The organism is Pseudomonas bubulae (assembly GCF_900618535.1).
GTDB lineage: Bacteria > Pseudomonadota > Gammaproteobacteria > Pseudomonadales > Pseudomonadaceae > Aquipseudomonas > Aquipseudomonas bubulae.
Window position 1 is genome coordinate 1,299,968 of record NZ_UYJA01000001.1, and the last position, 14,319, is coordinate 1,314,286.

12 protein-coding genes are annotated in these 14,319 nt (G+C 59.2%); 10 read left to right on the forward strand and 2 right to left on the reverse strand.

Going from position 1 to position 14,319, the window contains the following annotated elements:
- Positions 1-63: 63 nt before the first annotated feature.
- Positions 64-1,692 carry a Na/Pi cotransporter family protein gene (locus PPTH39_RS05705; protein WP_130871749.1) on the forward strand — a complete coding sequence of 543 codons (1,629 nt, stop codon included), beginning with the start codon at positions 64-66 and terminating at the stop codon, positions 1,690-1,692.
- Positions 1,693-1,899: 207 nt separating this feature from the next.
- Here the strand turns inward: PPTH39_RS05705 and clpA are convergent, their stop codons facing one another.
- Both clpA and clpS read right to left on the reverse strand, forming a co-directional pair.
- Positions 1,900-4,170: an ATP-dependent Clp protease ATP-binding subunit ClpA gene (gene clpA / locus PPTH39_RS05710; protein ID WP_095003293.1), complete on the reverse strand. Its 2,271-nt coding sequence runs from the start codon at positions 4,168-4,170 to the stop codon at positions 1,900-1,902.
- 29 nt (positions 4,171-4,199) lie between these two features.
- On the reverse strand, positions 4,200-4,562 hold the full coding sequence (gene clpS, locus PPTH39_RS05715; protein WP_016780211.1) for an ATP-dependent Clp protease adapter ClpS: 363 nt from the start codon (positions 4,560-4,562) through the stop codon (positions 4,200-4,202).
- A 230-nt stretch (positions 4,563-4,792) separates the two neighbouring features.
- On the opposite strand from clpS, the gene PPTH39_RS05720 reads away from it, so the two are divergent.
- From PPTH39_RS05720 to PPTH39_RS05760, 9 genes are all read left to right on the forward strand, one after another.
- Positions 4,793-5,071: a cold shock domain-containing protein gene (locus tag PPTH39_RS05720; RefSeq protein WP_095003305.1), complete on the forward strand. Its 279-nt coding sequence runs from the start codon at positions 4,793-4,795 to the stop codon at positions 5,069-5,071.
- A gap of 440 nt (positions 5,072-5,511) precedes the next feature.
- Positions 5,512-7,734, forward strand: a complete 2,223-nt coding sequence (locus tag PPTH39_RS05725) for an NADP-dependent isocitrate dehydrogenase (protein WP_095003294.1) — start codon at positions 5,512-5,514, stop codon at positions 7,732-7,734.
- 194 nt (positions 7,735-7,928) lie between these two features.
- Entirely contained in the window at positions 7,929-8,375 is a 447-nt protein-coding gene (locus PPTH39_RS05730; RefSeq protein WP_095003295.1) for an NUDIX hydrolase, read from the forward strand.
- A gap of 59 nt (positions 8,376-8,434) precedes the next feature.
- Entirely contained in the window at positions 8,435-9,568 is a 1,134-nt protein-coding gene (mnmA, locus tag PPTH39_RS05735) for a tRNA 2-thiouridine(34) synthase MnmA (RefSeq protein ID WP_095003296.1), read from the forward strand.
- Positions 9,565-10,188 (forward strand): high frequency lysogenization protein HflD, encoded by a 624-nt coding sequence (gene hflD, locus PPTH39_RS05740; RefSeq protein WP_095003297.1) that lies wholly within the window; start codon positions 9,565-9,567, stop codon positions 10,186-10,188. Before mnmA ends, hflD begins: the two co-directional genes overlap by 4 nt.
- Positions 10,189-10,315: 127 nt before the next feature.
- Positions 10,316-11,686, forward strand: a complete 1,371-nt coding sequence (purB, locus tag PPTH39_RS05745; RefSeq protein WP_016780205.1) for an adenylosuccinate lyase — start codon at positions 10,316-10,318, stop codon at positions 11,684-11,686.
- Positions 11,687-11,769: 83 nt separating this feature from the next.
- Positions 11,770-12,936: a ribosomal protein uL16 3-hydroxylase gene (locus tag PPTH39_RS05750; protein WP_095003298.1), complete on the forward strand. Its 1,167-nt coding sequence runs from the start codon at positions 11,770-11,772 to the stop codon at positions 12,934-12,936.
- Entirely contained in the window at positions 12,929-13,351 is a 423-nt protein-coding gene (locus PPTH39_RS05755; protein WP_095003299.1) for a GNAT family N-acetyltransferase, read from the forward strand. Before PPTH39_RS05750 ends, PPTH39_RS05755 begins: the two co-directional genes overlap by 8 nt.
- A 190-nt stretch (positions 13,352-13,541) precedes the next feature.
- Positions 13,542-14,285, forward strand: a complete 744-nt coding sequence (locus PPTH39_RS05760) for a secretin N-terminal domain-containing protein (protein WP_095026155.1) — start codon at positions 13,542-13,544, stop codon at positions 14,283-14,285.
- Positions 14,286-14,319 lie beyond the last annotated feature (34 nt).

Below are 14,319 nucleotides of genomic sequence, written 5' to 3' on the forward strand. Positions count from 1 at the left end.
GCCGGCGCCACACCGCGCCAGCCCGCGCGCAAAAAATGAATGCGTGTTCTGTGGAGATTCCTCATGTCGGGAACCACTCTGTTACTCAACCTCGCGGGCGCCATCGCACTTTTGCTGTGGGGCACCCATATGATTTCCACGGCCCTGCTGCGCGGGTTTGGCACCCAGCTGCGCAACTGGATGGGGCGCAATCTGAATAACCGCTGGATGGCACTGATCAGCGGCATAGGCATTACCGGCGTACTGCAAAGCAGTACGGCGGTCAGCCTCATGGCCACGTCCTTTACCGCAGCCGGCACCCTGGGCCTGGCGCCCGCCCTGGCCGTGATGCTGGGGGCCAATATCGGCTCGACCCTGGTGGTACAACTGCTGAGTTTTGATACCTCGCTGGCAATGCCGGTGACTTTGCTGACAGGTTATATCGTCTTTCGCCTGCGCGATGATTCGCGGTTTGAAAGCGTCGGCTGCGCACAGATAGGCCTGGGCCTGATGCTGCTGGCCCTGGGCTTGCTCAGCGCCACTCTGGGCCATATGGAAGCCACCTCGGTGTTTCGCGCCATCATGCAAAGCCTGGAAGGCGATGTGATCATCGCGGTGGTCGCTGCCGTGCTGCTGACCTGGATCTGCCACTCCAGCGTCGCGGTGGTGCTGTTGATCGCCTCGCTGGCAGGTGCTGGCCTGATGACGCCCGCCACCGCCATCGCCTTGATGCTCGGCGCCAATATCGGCGGCGCCTTGCCCTCCGTGATGAGCGCCAGTTCGCCAGTGGCGCGACGCCTGCCTATGGGCAACTTGCTGGCGCGCCTGCTGGGCTCCCTGGCGCTGCTGCCCTGCCTGCCGCTGATAGCCAACTTGCTGGCTCGCAGCGATATCGGCCTGGCACATTGGGTGGTTTACCTGCATACCGCGTTCAATCTGCTGCTGGCCGTGGTGTTCATCGGCCTGATCGAACCTTGCGCACGCCTGCTGACTTACCTGTTTCCCCAGCAGGAGCCACCGGCAGACCCCGGCATGCCGCAATACCTGGACGAGGCCGGGCTTGAAGTGGCCAATATCGGCCTGTCCAATGCCGTACGCGAAGCCCTGCGCCTGGCGGACATGACCTCGCTGATGCTCAACCAGGTGTTGCAGCTGTTCGAGAAACCCGATCCGGACACAGCGGACAAGGTGCGCCAACTGGATCACTCCATCGACCTGCTAAGTGCCGCGATCCGCGCCTATCTTGCAGACATTGGCCAGGATGGCCTGAGCGATGACGATGCCGATCGCGCCCAGGAAGTGCTGATGTTCGTGATCAACCTTGAGCACGCCGGCGACATCCTCGGCAACCTCGCGCAACTGGCTGTTCGCCGCACACGCCGTGGCGAACGCTTTTCCTCATTCGAACTGATCCAGATCCAGGCCATGCACCTGGCCCTGCTGGACAGCCTGAACCTGGCCGTTACCGCGTTTTTGCGTGAGGACGTGAGCGCTGCCAAGGCACTGATCGGCCACAAGGAGACCGTGCGCAAGCTGGAAGCCAGCGCCAGCCGCGAGCACTTTCGCAAGCTGCAGAACGACAAGACGGCCTGGGCCGAATCCGGGGATATCTTCCAGCGGGTGCTGCGCGACTACCGACGCGTCCATCATCATATTGCCGCACTCGGCTATACGGTACTGGAGCGCAATACCGCGTCGGCCCAGGCCGCTTGATCGCAGACAGCAAAAAGGCGCCCAAGCACCAATGCAAACCAGTCATGGGCATTGTGGGAGCGGGTTTTCCCGCGATACAGACGACGCGGTTCAACTATCAAACCGCGCTGTTCCAATCGCGAGCAAGCCCGCTCCCACAGGGATTTTGCATCCCGCCCAACTGATCGTCACTGGCCCGAAGTCGCCTTTTATGACTACGGTGTTACATCAAGCCATTTCGACTGCGGTTTCAAACTCGAAGGTCAACTCGCCGTTTTCCAGGTCGATGTGTACCACACCGCCATGATCGGCCAGTTCACCAAAGAGAATCTCCTCAGCCAACGGACGCTTGATCTTGTCCTGGATCAAACGGGCCATCGGCCGTGCCCCCATCAGCGCGTCATAACCACCCGCTGCAAGCCAGCCACGCGCCGCATCCGACACCTCGAGCTGCACGTGCTTGTCTTCCAGCTGCGCCTGCAGTTCGGTAAGGAACTTGTCCACCACATGCTTGATAACCTCATGGCTGAGGCGACCAAACTGGATAATGGTGTCCAGACGGTTACGGAACTCGGGGGTGAAGCTCTTCTTGATCGCTTCCATGGCATCGGAAGCATGATCCTGATGGGCAAAGCCCATCGAAGCCCGAGAGGCGGTTTCGGCACCGGCGTTGGTGGTCATGATGACGATCACGTTGCGGAAGTCCGCCTTGCGCCCGTTGTTGTCGGTCAGCGTGCCGTGGTCCATGACCTGCAGCAGCAGGTTGAAGACTTCAGGGTGCGCCTTCTCGATTTCATCGAGCAGCAGTACGCAGTGAGGTTGCTTGGTGATGGCCTCGGTCAGCAAACCGCCCTGATCGAAACCGACATAGCCCGGAGGCGCACCGATCAGACGCGATACGGTGTGGCGCTCCATGTACTCGGACATGTCGAAGCGAATCAGCTCGATACCCAAAGCTTTGGCCAACTGGCGTGCTGCCTCGGTTTTACCGACACCGGTGGGGCCTGCGAACAGGAACGAACCGACCGGTTTGTCCGGTGACTTGAGCCCCGCACGGGACAACTTGATTGCCGTGGACAACGAATCGATTGCCGCATCCTGGCCGAACACGGTCAGGCGCAGGTCGCGCTCGAGGTTGCGCAACAGCTCCTTGTCCGAGACCGAGACGTGTTTAGGCGGAATACGGGCGATTTTCGCCACGATATCTTCAACCTGCGCGACTTCAATGCGTTTAACCCGGCTTTCAACCGGTTGCAGACGCTGGAAGGCACCCGCCTCGTCGATCACATCAATGGCCTTGTCGGGCATGTGCCGGTCATTGATATAGCGCGAGGCCAGCTCCGCCGCTGCGCGCAGGGCTTCATCGCTGTACTCGATGCCATGGTGCTGCTCGAAACGACCTTTAAGCCCGCGCAGAATGCTGATGGTATCTTCAACCGAAGGTTCGGATACGTCGACTTTCTGGAAACGGCGCGCCAGGGCGCGGTCTTTTTCGAAGATCCCGCGAAATTCCTGGAACGTGGTGGAACCGATGCAGCGAATGTCACCCGAAGACAGCAGCGGCTTGAGCAGGTTGGACGCATCCATCACCCCGCCCGAAGCCGCACCGGCACCGATGATCGTATGGATTTCGTCGATAAAGAGGATCGCTTGCGGGCGTTTCTTCAGCTCGCCCAGCAGCGCCTTGAAGCGCTTCTCGAAATCGCCACGGTACTTGGTACCTGCCAGCAAGGCGCCAAGATCCAGGGAGTAGACGATGCTGTTAGCCAGCAGGTCAGGCACCTGGTTATCGACGATGCGCTTGGCCAGACCCTCGGCAATCGCGGTTTTACCCACGCCTGCCTCACCCACCAGTAACGGGTTGTTTTTACGCCGACGCGCCAGGATCTGGGCGACACGCTCAACTTCCATTTCCCGACCTACCAGCGGATCGATCCGGCCCTGGCGGGCCAGTTCATTCAGGTTACTGGCATAAGCGTCCAGAGGATTGCTGGAAGACGACGATTCGCCGCCCTCTTCATCCTGCATCTCATGATCGCTGTCGCTGTGCTCGCCATGCCCGGGCACCTTGGAGATGCCGTGGGCAATAAAGTTGACCACATCGATGCGCGCCACGCTCTGTTGCTTGAGCAGGAATACGGCCTGGCTTTCCTGTTCGCTGAAGATGGCTACCAGCACATTGGCGCCGGTGACTTCACGCTTGCCGGAGCTCTGCACGTGGAACACGGCACGCTGCAAGACCCGCTGAAAACCCAGGGTTGGCTGCGTTTCGCGGTCTTCGTCGTGGACGGGGATCAGGGGAGTTGTGGAATCAATAAACTCTTGCAGGTCATGCTTGAGTTTTTCGAGGTTTGCGCCACAGGCGCGTAGAACGGTTGCGGCCGCCTCATTATCCAGAAGCGCTAAAAGGAGGTGCTCAACCGTCATGAATTCATGACGTTTGGAGCGGGCTTCCTTGAAGGCAAGATTGAGGGTGACTTCGAGCTCGCGATTTAACATGGCTTCACCTCATACCCAAGTGGTCGGCGTTAACCGTCCTTCTCGATTTCACAGAGTAGCGGATGCTGGCTTTCACGTGCGTACTGATTTACCTGCGCTGCCTTGGTCTCGGCAATGTCGCGGGTATAGATGCCGCACACAGCCCGTCCTTCTGTATGGACGGCCAGCATGACCTTGGTCGCCAATTCGCGATTCAAGTTAAAAAACACCTCAAGGATCTCTACAACGAAATCCATTGGCGTGTAGTCATCATTAAACAAAACCACCTTGTACATCGGCGGCGCCTGAAGCGCAGGCTTAGCCTCTTGCACAGCCAAGCCAGCGGAGTCTTCGTCATCAAAATCGGGGTGATCCTGATTAAATGTTAGTCGAGTCTGGCTGATTGCATGCATGGAAAGAAAGGTTCGTCGTTGGTTGTGCAACTACAGTGATGGAGGCAAAGGTGTCAAATTTCAACACCGCCGCCGCGTGACCTTGACTATCGGTAAAACGGTGTTACAACCATATAGTACCCACAGTGGGGAAAAATGGTCCGCGCAGTCAACCACTTTTACTGGTTTCTGTGCGAGTTGACTGGATGATACTCCAGTGATGGAGTTGTTTGCAGCAGAGGGATATGAGTATGCAAGGCAAGGTCAAGTGGTTCAACAACGCCAAAGGCTTCGGCTTCATTAATACGCAGGCCAAGGAAGGCATCGATGAACACGGAAACCCGATCGACTTTTTTGCGCATTTTTCGGCAATCCAGATGGACGGTTACAAGACGCTCAAGGCAGGCCAACCCGTGAGCTTCGAAATAATCCAGGGCCCCAAGGGCCTGCATGCTGTTGCAATCACCAACGCTCAAGTTCCAGCCAGCGCTTCAGCGACCGCGCAAGAGGTGACCAGCCTCCCGGTCTGACCCGCTGCCCAAGAAACCGGCCGATTCGATCATGCGAATCGGCCGGTTTTTTTATGCCCGTGCCATCACGAGGAAAAATTGAGGTTGCCGAAAAACCCCGTAATCACGGGGCAAACCGCGAAAAATCAGGGCATTTTGCCGCAGGGACTTAGACCAATGGATGATTCGTGTTAGGCCGCCCCCCTCGCAGCAACCTTGGTGACCTATGTATACTGCGCCGGTGACCATGGAGTCACCTGCAAACACATGCTGGAATGAGTCTTTCAGGCCTAGAAAGGCTGGGCCGTTACCCCGGCCCGACCGCTTGACGCTCTACTGATGCATTCACATCACCGCGAAGAACCTCGACTTTCGGCTCATTGTTCACTGTGAACGAAAGCGCCTACCCTGCGCATCTCGAGTATCTGAGCACGCTCAGCAAAGAAGAGAGTTAATCCGAAATGCCCAACCGTTCGAAGATCATCTATACCTTCACCGACGAAGCTCCGGCGCTCGCCACCTATTCACTGCTGCCTATCATCGAGGCGTTTACCGCCAGCGCCGATATCGCCGTTGAAACGCGCGACATCTCTCTGGCTGGCCGCATCCTCTCAAGCTTCCCCGAGCAATTGGGTGACAAGGCTGTAGCAGACCACCTCGCCGAACTGGGCGCCCTGGCCGTTACCCCTGAAGCCAACATCATCAAGCTGCCCAATATCAGCGCCTCGGTCCCGCAGTTGCAGGCCGCGATCAAAGAACTGCAAGCGCAGGGCTTCAACATCCCGGACTACCCGGAAACCGTCACCACTGACGCTGAAAAAGAAATCAAGGCGCGTTACAGCAAAGTGATGGGCAGTGCCGTAAACCCGGTACTGCGCGAAGGCAACTCCGACCGCCGCGCACCGCTGTCGGTCAAGAACTACGCGCGCAAGCACCCGCACAAAATGGGCGCCTGGGCTGCAGACTCCAAGTCCCACGTTGCTCACATGAGCGAAGGCGACTTCTACGGCAGCGAAAAAGCCGCCCTGATCGAAGCACCGGGCAGCGTTAAAATCGAACTGATCGCTCAAGACGGCACCACCACCGTCCTGAAAGAAAAAACCGCCGTCCAGGCCGGTGAGATCATCGATTGCTCGGTCATGAGCAAAAAAGCCCTGCGCGAGTTCGTAGCGGCCGAAATCGAAGACGCCAAAAAGCAGGGCGTACTGTTCTCGGTTCACCTGAAAGCCACCATGATGAAGGTTTCCGACCCGATCATGTTTGGTCAGATCGTGGCCGAGTTCTACAAGGATGCGCTGGAAAAACACGCTGACGTCCTCAAAGAAATCGGTTTCAACCTGAACAACGGTATCGGCGACCTGTACGCCCGCATCAAGGCGCTGCCAGCCGAGAAGCAGGCTGAAATCGAAGCCGACATCGAAGCCGTGTACGCCAACCGCCCTGCGCTGGCCATGGTCAACTCCGACAAAGGCATCACCAACCTGCACGTGCCGAGCGACGTAATCGTCGACGCCTCGATGCCGGCCATGATTCGTGATTCCGGCAAGATGTGGAACACCGAAGGCCAGCTGCAAGACACCAAGGCCGTGATCCCGGATCGCTGCTACGCCACCATCTACCAGGCCACCATCGAAGACTGCAAGAAACACGGCGCCTTCGATCCGACCACCATGGGCAGCGTGCCAAACGTTGGCCTGATGGCGCAAAAAGCCGAAGAGTACGGTTCCCACGACAAGACTTTCCAGATCAAGACCCCGGGCGTTGTGCGGGTAACTGACAGCAACGGCAACGTGCTGATGGAACAGAACGTCGAGGAAGGCGATATCTGGCGCATGTGCCAGGCCAAAGACGCGCCGATCCGCGACTGGGTCAAACTGGCCGTCAACCGTGCCCGCGCCAGCAACACTCCGGCCGTGTTCTGGCTCGATCCAAAGCGTAGCCACGACGCCGAAATGATCAAAAAGGTTGAAACCTACCTGAAAGATCACGACACCAGCGGCCTGGACATTCGCATCATGGCGCCGGTAGAGGCCATGAAGTTCACCCTGGAGCGCACCCGCGCTGGCCTGGATACCATCTCGGTAACCGGCAACGTGCTGCGTGACTACCTGACCGACCTGTTCCCGATCATGGAACTGGGCACCAGCGCCAAAATGCTGTCGATCGTACCGCTGATGAATGGCGGCGGCCTGTTCGAAACCGGCGCCGGCGGCTCGGCCCCGAAGCACGTTCAACAGTTGCTGGAAGAAAACTTCCTGCGCTGGGACTCGCTGGGTGAGTTCCTGGCACTGGCGGCTTCCCTGGAGCACCTGGGCACAACCTACAACAACCCGAAAGCGTTGGTGTTGGCCAAGACCCTGGACCAGGCTACCGGTCAGTTCCTCGACAACAACAAATCGCCATCGCGCAAAGTCGGCAACATCGACAACCGCGGTAGCCACTTCTACCTGGCGCTGTACTGGGCACAAGCCCTGGCTGCCCAGACTGAAGACAAAGAGCTGCAAGCCCAATTTGCTCCAGTAGCAAAAGCCATGGCCGAGAACGAGGCAAAAATCGTTGCCGAACTCAACGCCGTGCAGGGCAAGCCGGTCGATATCGGTGGTTACTACCACGCCGATGCCGACAAGGTAAGCAAAGTAATGCGCCCTAGCGCCACACTGAACGCGATCATCGCTTCGGTGTAAGGGCAACAGGCAACACCACAGACCCCGGCCCACGACGCCGGGGTTTGTGTTTTTACGGCCTACACAAACCCGGTGGGAGCGGGCTTGCCCGCGATAGCATCACCGCGTAAAAAGCACAGACCGAAGCGCCTGCATCGCGAGCAAGCCCGCTCCCACAGGGGATATGCATCCACCTATAAACCGAGACCCACCCCATGGAATGGAAACCCCACATCACCGTCGCCACTGTCGTCGAAGACAATGGCCGCTTCCTGATGGTCGAAGAACTCAAGCGCGACCGCGCCGTGCTCAATCAACCGGCCGGTCATCTGGACCCCGACGAAAGCCTGATCGAGGCCGCCATCCGCGAAACCCTCGAAGAAACCGGCTATGACGTCGAACTGACCGGTGTGATCGGCATTTACCTCTACACCGCTCCCAGCAACGGCGTGACCTACCAGCGCATCTGCTTTGCCGGCAAGGCGCTCAAGCACCACCCCGACTACCAGCTGGACACCGGCATCATTGGCCCGCTGTGGCTGACTCGCGACGAACTGCTTGCACAGCGCGAACGCTGGCGCAGCGAGCTGACCCTGCAGTGCATCGATGATTATCTGGGCGGCAAACTGTTCGACCTGACGTTAATCCGCCCTTCGGTTTAGCCTTGAGCGCTCGGGCCTGCTAGAATCGCGTCCTTTTTCAAGACACTCATTGAATCCTTATGCGTGATCCAGCCCTAGTCGCCCCCGAAAAACAGCGCGTCATCGTCGGCATGTCCGGCGGTGTCGACTCTTCCGTTTCCGCCGTTCTGCTTATGGAGCAGGGCTACCAGGTGGAAGGCCTGTTCATGAAGAACTGGGAGGAAGACGACGGAACGGATTACTGCACCGCCATGGATGATCTGGCAGACGCCCAGGCCGTGTGCGACAAAATCGGCATCAAGCTGCACACCGCCAACTTTGCCGCCGAGTACTGGGACAACGTGTTCGAGCACTTCCTGGCCGAATACAAGGCCGGTCGCACGCCGAACCCGGACATCCTGTGCAACCGCGAAATCAAGTTCAAGGCTTTCCTGGACTACGCCCTGATGCTGGGCGCCGATCTGATTGCTACCGGCCACTATGTGCGCCGTCGCGACATTGACGGCCGTACCGAGCTGCTCAAGGGCCTGGACCCGAACAAAGACCAGAGCTACTTCCTGCACGCCGTCGGCGGCGAACAGATCGCCCGCACCCTGTTCCCGGTAGGCGAGCTGGAAAAACCGGAAGTGCGCCGCATTGCGGAAAAACACGATCTGGCCACCGCGAAGAAAAAAGACTCCACCGGGATCTGCTTTATCGGCGAACGCCGCTTCAGCGACTTCCTCAAGCAATACCTGCCGGCACAGCCGGGCGAGATCAAGACCACAGAAGGTGAAGTGATCGGCCGCCATCATGGCCTGATGTACCACACCATCGGTCAGCGCCAGGGCCTGGGCATTGGCGGCCTCAAGGACGCCAGCGACGAGCCGTGGTACGTGCTGGTCAAGGATCTGGAGCACAACGAGCTGATCGTCGGCCAGGGCAACGACCACCCGTGGCTGTTCTCCGGCGCCCTGCTCGCCTCCGAGATCTACTGGGTCAATCCGATCGACCTGAGCACCCCGCTGCGCCTGACGGCCAAGGTTCGCTATCGTCAGAGCGATCAGCCCTGCACCCTGGAAAAAACCGCCAACGGCTACCGCGCCACCTTCGACGACCCGCAACGCGCGGTCACCCCCGGCCAGTCCGTGGTGTTCTACGACGGCGAAGTCTGCCTGGGCGGCGGCGTGATCGAAGTGGCCGAGCCCTGGTCGAGCAAGGGCAAACGCCCATGAACGCCACTCAGGAGCAACTGGTAGCCCTCGGCGGCGTATTTCTGGCCGCGGTGCTAGTGGATAAAATTGCCAAGACCGGCCAGGTCAGCGAAGCCGACCTGAGCTGCATGCTCGGCAGCCTGCTGGTGCGTGACCCCAAGGACACCCTGGAAGTCTTTGGTGGAGACGACATCAACCTGCGCGAAGGCTATCGTGCCCTGATCGGTGCTCTTGAGCGCGATCCCAACACCCTGCAGCGCGAGCCCCTGCGTTACGCACTGTCGATGCTCGGCCTTGAGCGCCAACTGGCCAAGCGGGACGACATGCTGGAGCTGATCGGCAAGCGCCTGCCGCAGATCCAGTCCCAGGTCGAGCATTTCGGCCCGGCCCATGAAAACGTGGTGGCCGCCTGTGGCGCGTTGTACCAGGACACCCTGAGCACCCTGCGCCAGCGTATCCAGGTGCACGGCGACATGCGCAACCTGCAACAACCGAACAACGCGGCAAAAATTCGCGCCCTGCTGCTGGCCGGTATCCGCTGCGCAAGGCTGTGGCGCCAATTGGGCGGCCACCGCTGGCAGCTGGTCATCAGCCGACGCAAGCTGCTCAAAGAGCTTTACCCGATGCTGCGCGGCAACTGAAACACGCCGGCAGGCACAGAATTTAAAATCGATACGCGTATGACGCCGGTCACTTGGCAACGGACCGGCCGTTTTTTCATGTATGATACGCGCCCCATTTCGTTGCCCGACTGTCCGAGAACACCCCATGAAGCTCTCTTCGCTCACTGCGGTTTCCCCTGTTGACGGCCGCTACGCCGGCAAAACCCAGGCCCTGCGCCCAATTTTCAGCGAATACGGCTTGATCCGTGCTCGCGTTCTGGTTGAAGTTCGCTGGCTCCAGCGCCTGGCCGCCCACGCTGCCATCCCTGAAGTCCCGGCCTTCTCTGCCGAAGCCAACGCCGTTCTGAATGAACTGGCCGAGAACTTCTCTCTTGAGCACGCCGAACGCGTCAAAGAGATCGAGCGCACCACCAACCACGACGTGAAGGCCATTGAGTACCTGCTCAAAGAACAGGCCGCCAAGCTGCCTGAACTGGCCAACGTCAGTGAGTTCATCCACTTTGCCTGCACCAGCGAGGACATCAACAACCTGTCCCACGCCCTGATGCTGCGTGAAGGTCGTGATGACGTGATGCTGCCGCTGATGCGTCAAACCGCAGAAGCCATCCGCGAACTGGCGATCAAGTTCGCCGACGTACCCATGCTGTCCCGCACCCACGGTCAACCGGCTTCGCCGACCACCCTGGGCAAAGAGCTGGCCAACGTGGTCTACCGTCTGGAGCGTCAAATCGCTCAAGTCGCTGCTGTACCGTTGCTGGGCAAGATCAACGGCGCCGTGGGCAACTACAACGCCCACCTGTCGGCCTACCCGCAGATCGACTGGGAAGAAAACGCCCGCGCCTTTATCGAAGACGAGCTGGGCCTGGGTTTCAACCCGTACACCACCCAGATCGAGCCGCACGACTACATTGCCGAGCTGTTCGACGCCATCGCCCGCTTCAACACCATCCTGATCGACTTCGATCGCGATATCTGGGGCTACATCTCCCTGGGCTACTTCAAGCAGCGCACCATTGCCGGCGAAATCGGTTCCTCGACCATGCCGCACAAGGTCAACCCGATCGACTTCGAAAACTCCGAAGGCAACCTGGGTATCGCCAACGCCCTGTTCCAGCATCTGGCCAGCAAATTGCCAATCTCCCGCTGGCAGCGCGACCTGACCGACTCCACCGTACTGCGCAACCTCGGCGTGGGCTTTGCTCACAGCGTGATCGCGTACGAAGCCAGCCTCAAGGGCATCAGCAAGCTTGAACTGAATGCACAGAAAATCGCTGCTGACCTGGACGCCTGCTGGGAAGTCCTGGCCGAGCCGATCCAGACCGTGATGCGTCGTTACAACATCGAAAACCCGTACGAAAAGCTCAAAGAGCTGACCCGCGGCAAGGGCATCAGCCCTGAAGCACTGCAAACTTTCATCGACGGCCTTGAAATGCCGGAAGCGGCCAAAGCCGAGCTGAAGCTGCTGACTCCGGCCAACTACATTGGCAACGCCGTCGAGCAAGCCAAGCGCATCTGATCGCTGCAACGACCTATTAACGCCCGGCCGTGCCGGGCGTTTTTATTCCCGATTACAAAGTGCAATTTTTCAATAGGTTACACATGAATCCTGACATTCCTCTTCAACTTCTGGGCGGCATCACTGCGCGCGAGTTCATGCGCGACTACTGGCAGAAAAAACCGCTGCTGGTGCGCCAGGCAATTCCTGACTTCGAAAGCCCGATCGACGCCGACGAACTGGCCGGTCTGGCCCTTGAAGAAGAAGTCGAATCGCGCCTGATCATCGAACACGGCGAGCGCCCATGGGAACTGCGCCGCGGTCCGTTCGCCGAAGACGAATTCGGCAAACTGCCAGAGCGCGAGTGGACTCTGCTGGTGCAGGCCGTTGATCAGTTCGTGCCTGAAGTCAATGAACTGCTGGAAAACTTCCGCTTCCTGCCGAGCTGGCGTATCGACGACGTGATGATCAGCTACGCCGCCCCAGGTGGCAGTGTTGGTCCGCACTTCGACAACTACGACGTGTTCCTGCTGCAGGGTCATGGCAAGCGTCACTGGCAGATCGGCCAGATGTGCGACTCCGACAGCAAGCTGCTGGAGCACGCGGACCTGCGTATCCTCGCTGATTTCCAGGCCACCGACGAGTGGACCCTTGAGCCCGGCGACATGCTCTACCTGCCACCGCGCCTGGCCCACTGTGGCGTAGCCGTAGACGACTGCCTGACCTACTCGGTGGGCTTCCGTGCACCGAGCGCCGCTGAAGTACTGACCCACTTCACCGACTTCCTCAGCCAGTACCTGCCGGACGAAGATCGCTACACCGACGCTGACGCGCAACCGGTCAGCGACCCGCACCAGATCCAGCACGACGCCCTTGATCGCCTCAAGAGCCTGCTGACCGAGCACATGAGCGACGAGCGCATGTTGCTGACCTGGTTCGGCCAGTTCATGACCGAGCCACGTTATCCGGAACTCGTGGTCGGCCCTGAACTCGAAGAAGAAGACCTGCTGGGTAGCCTGGAACAGGGCGCAATCCTGATCCGCAACCCGAGCGCACGCCTGGCATGGTCCGAGGTCGATGACGACCTGTTGTTGTTCGCCAGCGGCCAAAGCCGCCTGCTGCCGGGCAAGCTGCGCGAACTGCTGAAAATGATCTGTGCCGCCGACGCGCTGCACAGTGACAACCTCGGCACATGGCTGGCCGATGAAGATGGACGCAACCTGCTCTGCGAGCTGGTTAAACAAGGAAGCCTGGGGTTCGCTGATGAATAGCATTCACGTACGTGTCGCCGACTGGCAAAAGGACAACGCCGAACTTCGACGCATTCGTGAGGCGGTATTTATTGCCGAACAATCTGTACCTCCAGAACTGGAGTGGGATGCAGACGATGCCGATGCCGTGCATTTTCTGGCCTATGAAGGCGACTTCCCGATTGGTACCGCCCGGCTCCTGCCGGACGGCCATATCGGCCGCGTATCGGTTCTCAAGGACTGGCGCGGCCTGAAGGTTGGCGACGCACTGATGCAGGCCACGATTCTTGAAGCCGAAAAACGTGGCCTCAAGCAACAAATGCTCAGTGCCCAAGTGCATGCCACACCCTTCTACGAGCGCCTTGGCTTCAAGATCGTCAGCGATGAATTCCTCGAAGCAGGGATTCCCCACGTTGATATGGTGCGGGTGAGCTAACAGCCACGCCCATCTCTGTGGGAGCGAGCCTGCTCGCGAAGGCTGCTAGCGCGGCACTCTTGAGAACTTCGCGAGCAGGCTTGCTCCCACAGCAGTTTTGCAAAACGCCCTGCCATCCCCGGATCGCAGGGCGTTTTGCTATCTGGCACACTCAGACCCAGCCCTTTCAAGCATTGCGGAGATAATGGACATGTCCCTACGCCCCTTCATCGCTGGCCTGCTGCTGATCGCTAGCTTCAGCGCGATCGCCGACACCCGCGTCATCACCCTGCAAAACCGCACCAGCGCCGATTTGCTGCCCATCGCGCAGAACTTTATCGGCAAAAACGGCAAAGTCAGCGCCTATGGCAACCAACTGATCGTCGAGGCAGGCGCCTCGAAAATCCAGAACCTCGAAGACCTGCTGGCGCAACTCGACACACCCGCCCGGCGCCTGCTGATCACGGTCGATACCAGTGACAACAACCTGGCCACTAATGATCCGGACACCCGGGTGATCAGCACCGCCAGCCGCGACGGCGGCACCCAGCAAATCCAGACCAGCGAAGGCACCCCGGCATTTATCCAGATCGGCCAGAGCGTACCGCTGACCAGCACCCAGACCGACGCCTACGGCCGCTTGCTTACCCAGACCGACTACCGCAACGTCACCCGGGGTTTTTACGTGACCGCCAGCGTCACAGGTGAAACGGTACACCTGGCGATCAGTACGACTCGCGATCGCATGAGCCAGGAGCAACCCGATGTAGTGAACACGCAAAGTACCGACACACAAGTCAGCGGCCCTCTGGGGCAATGGATAACCGTGGCGGGCAACAACGCTCTTAACCAGACTGACAATCCGCCGCAAACCCGCAGCTACTCTACGCAAAGCCGGGATGACATGACCATTCGGGTCAAAGTCGATGTACTCGACCAAAAGGGCCAAAACTGACCGACGAGTCGTTTTTCGCAAATTATGTAGTGTT

What these genes read in the sequence shown, in the direction of transcription:
- hflD (WP_095003297.1), top strand. Translation starts at nt 9,565, where the DNA reads ATGAACGCCACTCAGGAGCAACTGGTAGCCCTCGGCGGCGTATTTCTG.
- PPTH39_RS05760 (WP_095026155.1), top strand. Translation starts at nt 13,542, where the DNA reads ATGTCCCTACGCCCCTTCATCGCTGGCCTGCTGCTGATCGCTAGCTTC.
- PPTH39_RS05725 (WP_095003294.1), top strand. Translation starts at nt 5,512, where the DNA reads ATGCCCAACCGTTCGAAGATCATCTATACCTTCACCGACGAAGCTCCG.
- purB (WP_016780205.1), top strand. Translation starts at nt 10,316, where the DNA reads ATGAAGCTCTCTTCGCTCACTGCGGTTTCCCCTGTTGACGGCCGCTAC.
- clpA (WP_095003293.1), bottom strand. Translation starts at nt 4,170, where the DNA reads ATGTTAAATCGCGAGCTCGAAGTCACCCTCAATCTTGCCTTCAAGGAA.
- PPTH39_RS05705 (WP_130871749.1), top strand. Translation starts at nt 64, where the DNA reads ATGTCGGGAACCACTCTGTTACTCAACCTCGCGGGCGCCATCGCACTT.
- PPTH39_RS05720 (WP_095003305.1), top strand. Translation starts at nt 4,793, where the DNA reads ATGCAAGGCAAGGTCAAGTGGTTCAACAACGCCAAAGGCTTCGGCTTC.
- mnmA (WP_095003296.1), top strand. Translation starts at nt 8,435, where the DNA reads ATGCGTGATCCAGCCCTAGTCGCCCCCGAAAAACAGCGCGTCATCGTC.
- PPTH39_RS05750 (WP_095003298.1), top strand. Translation starts at nt 11,770, where the DNA reads ATGAATCCTGACATTCCTCTTCAACTTCTGGGCGGCATCACTGCGCGC.
- clpS (WP_016780211.1), bottom strand. Translation starts at nt 4,562, where the DNA reads ATGCATGCAATCAGCCAGACTCGACTAACATTTAATCAGGATCACCCC.
- PPTH39_RS05730 (WP_095003295.1), top strand. Translation starts at nt 7,929, where the DNA reads ATGGAATGGAAACCCCACATCACCGTCGCCACTGTCGTCGAAGACAAT.
- PPTH39_RS05755 (WP_095003299.1), top strand. Translation starts at nt 12,929, where the DNA reads ATGAATAGCATTCACGTACGTGTCGCCGACTGGCAAAAGGACAACGCC.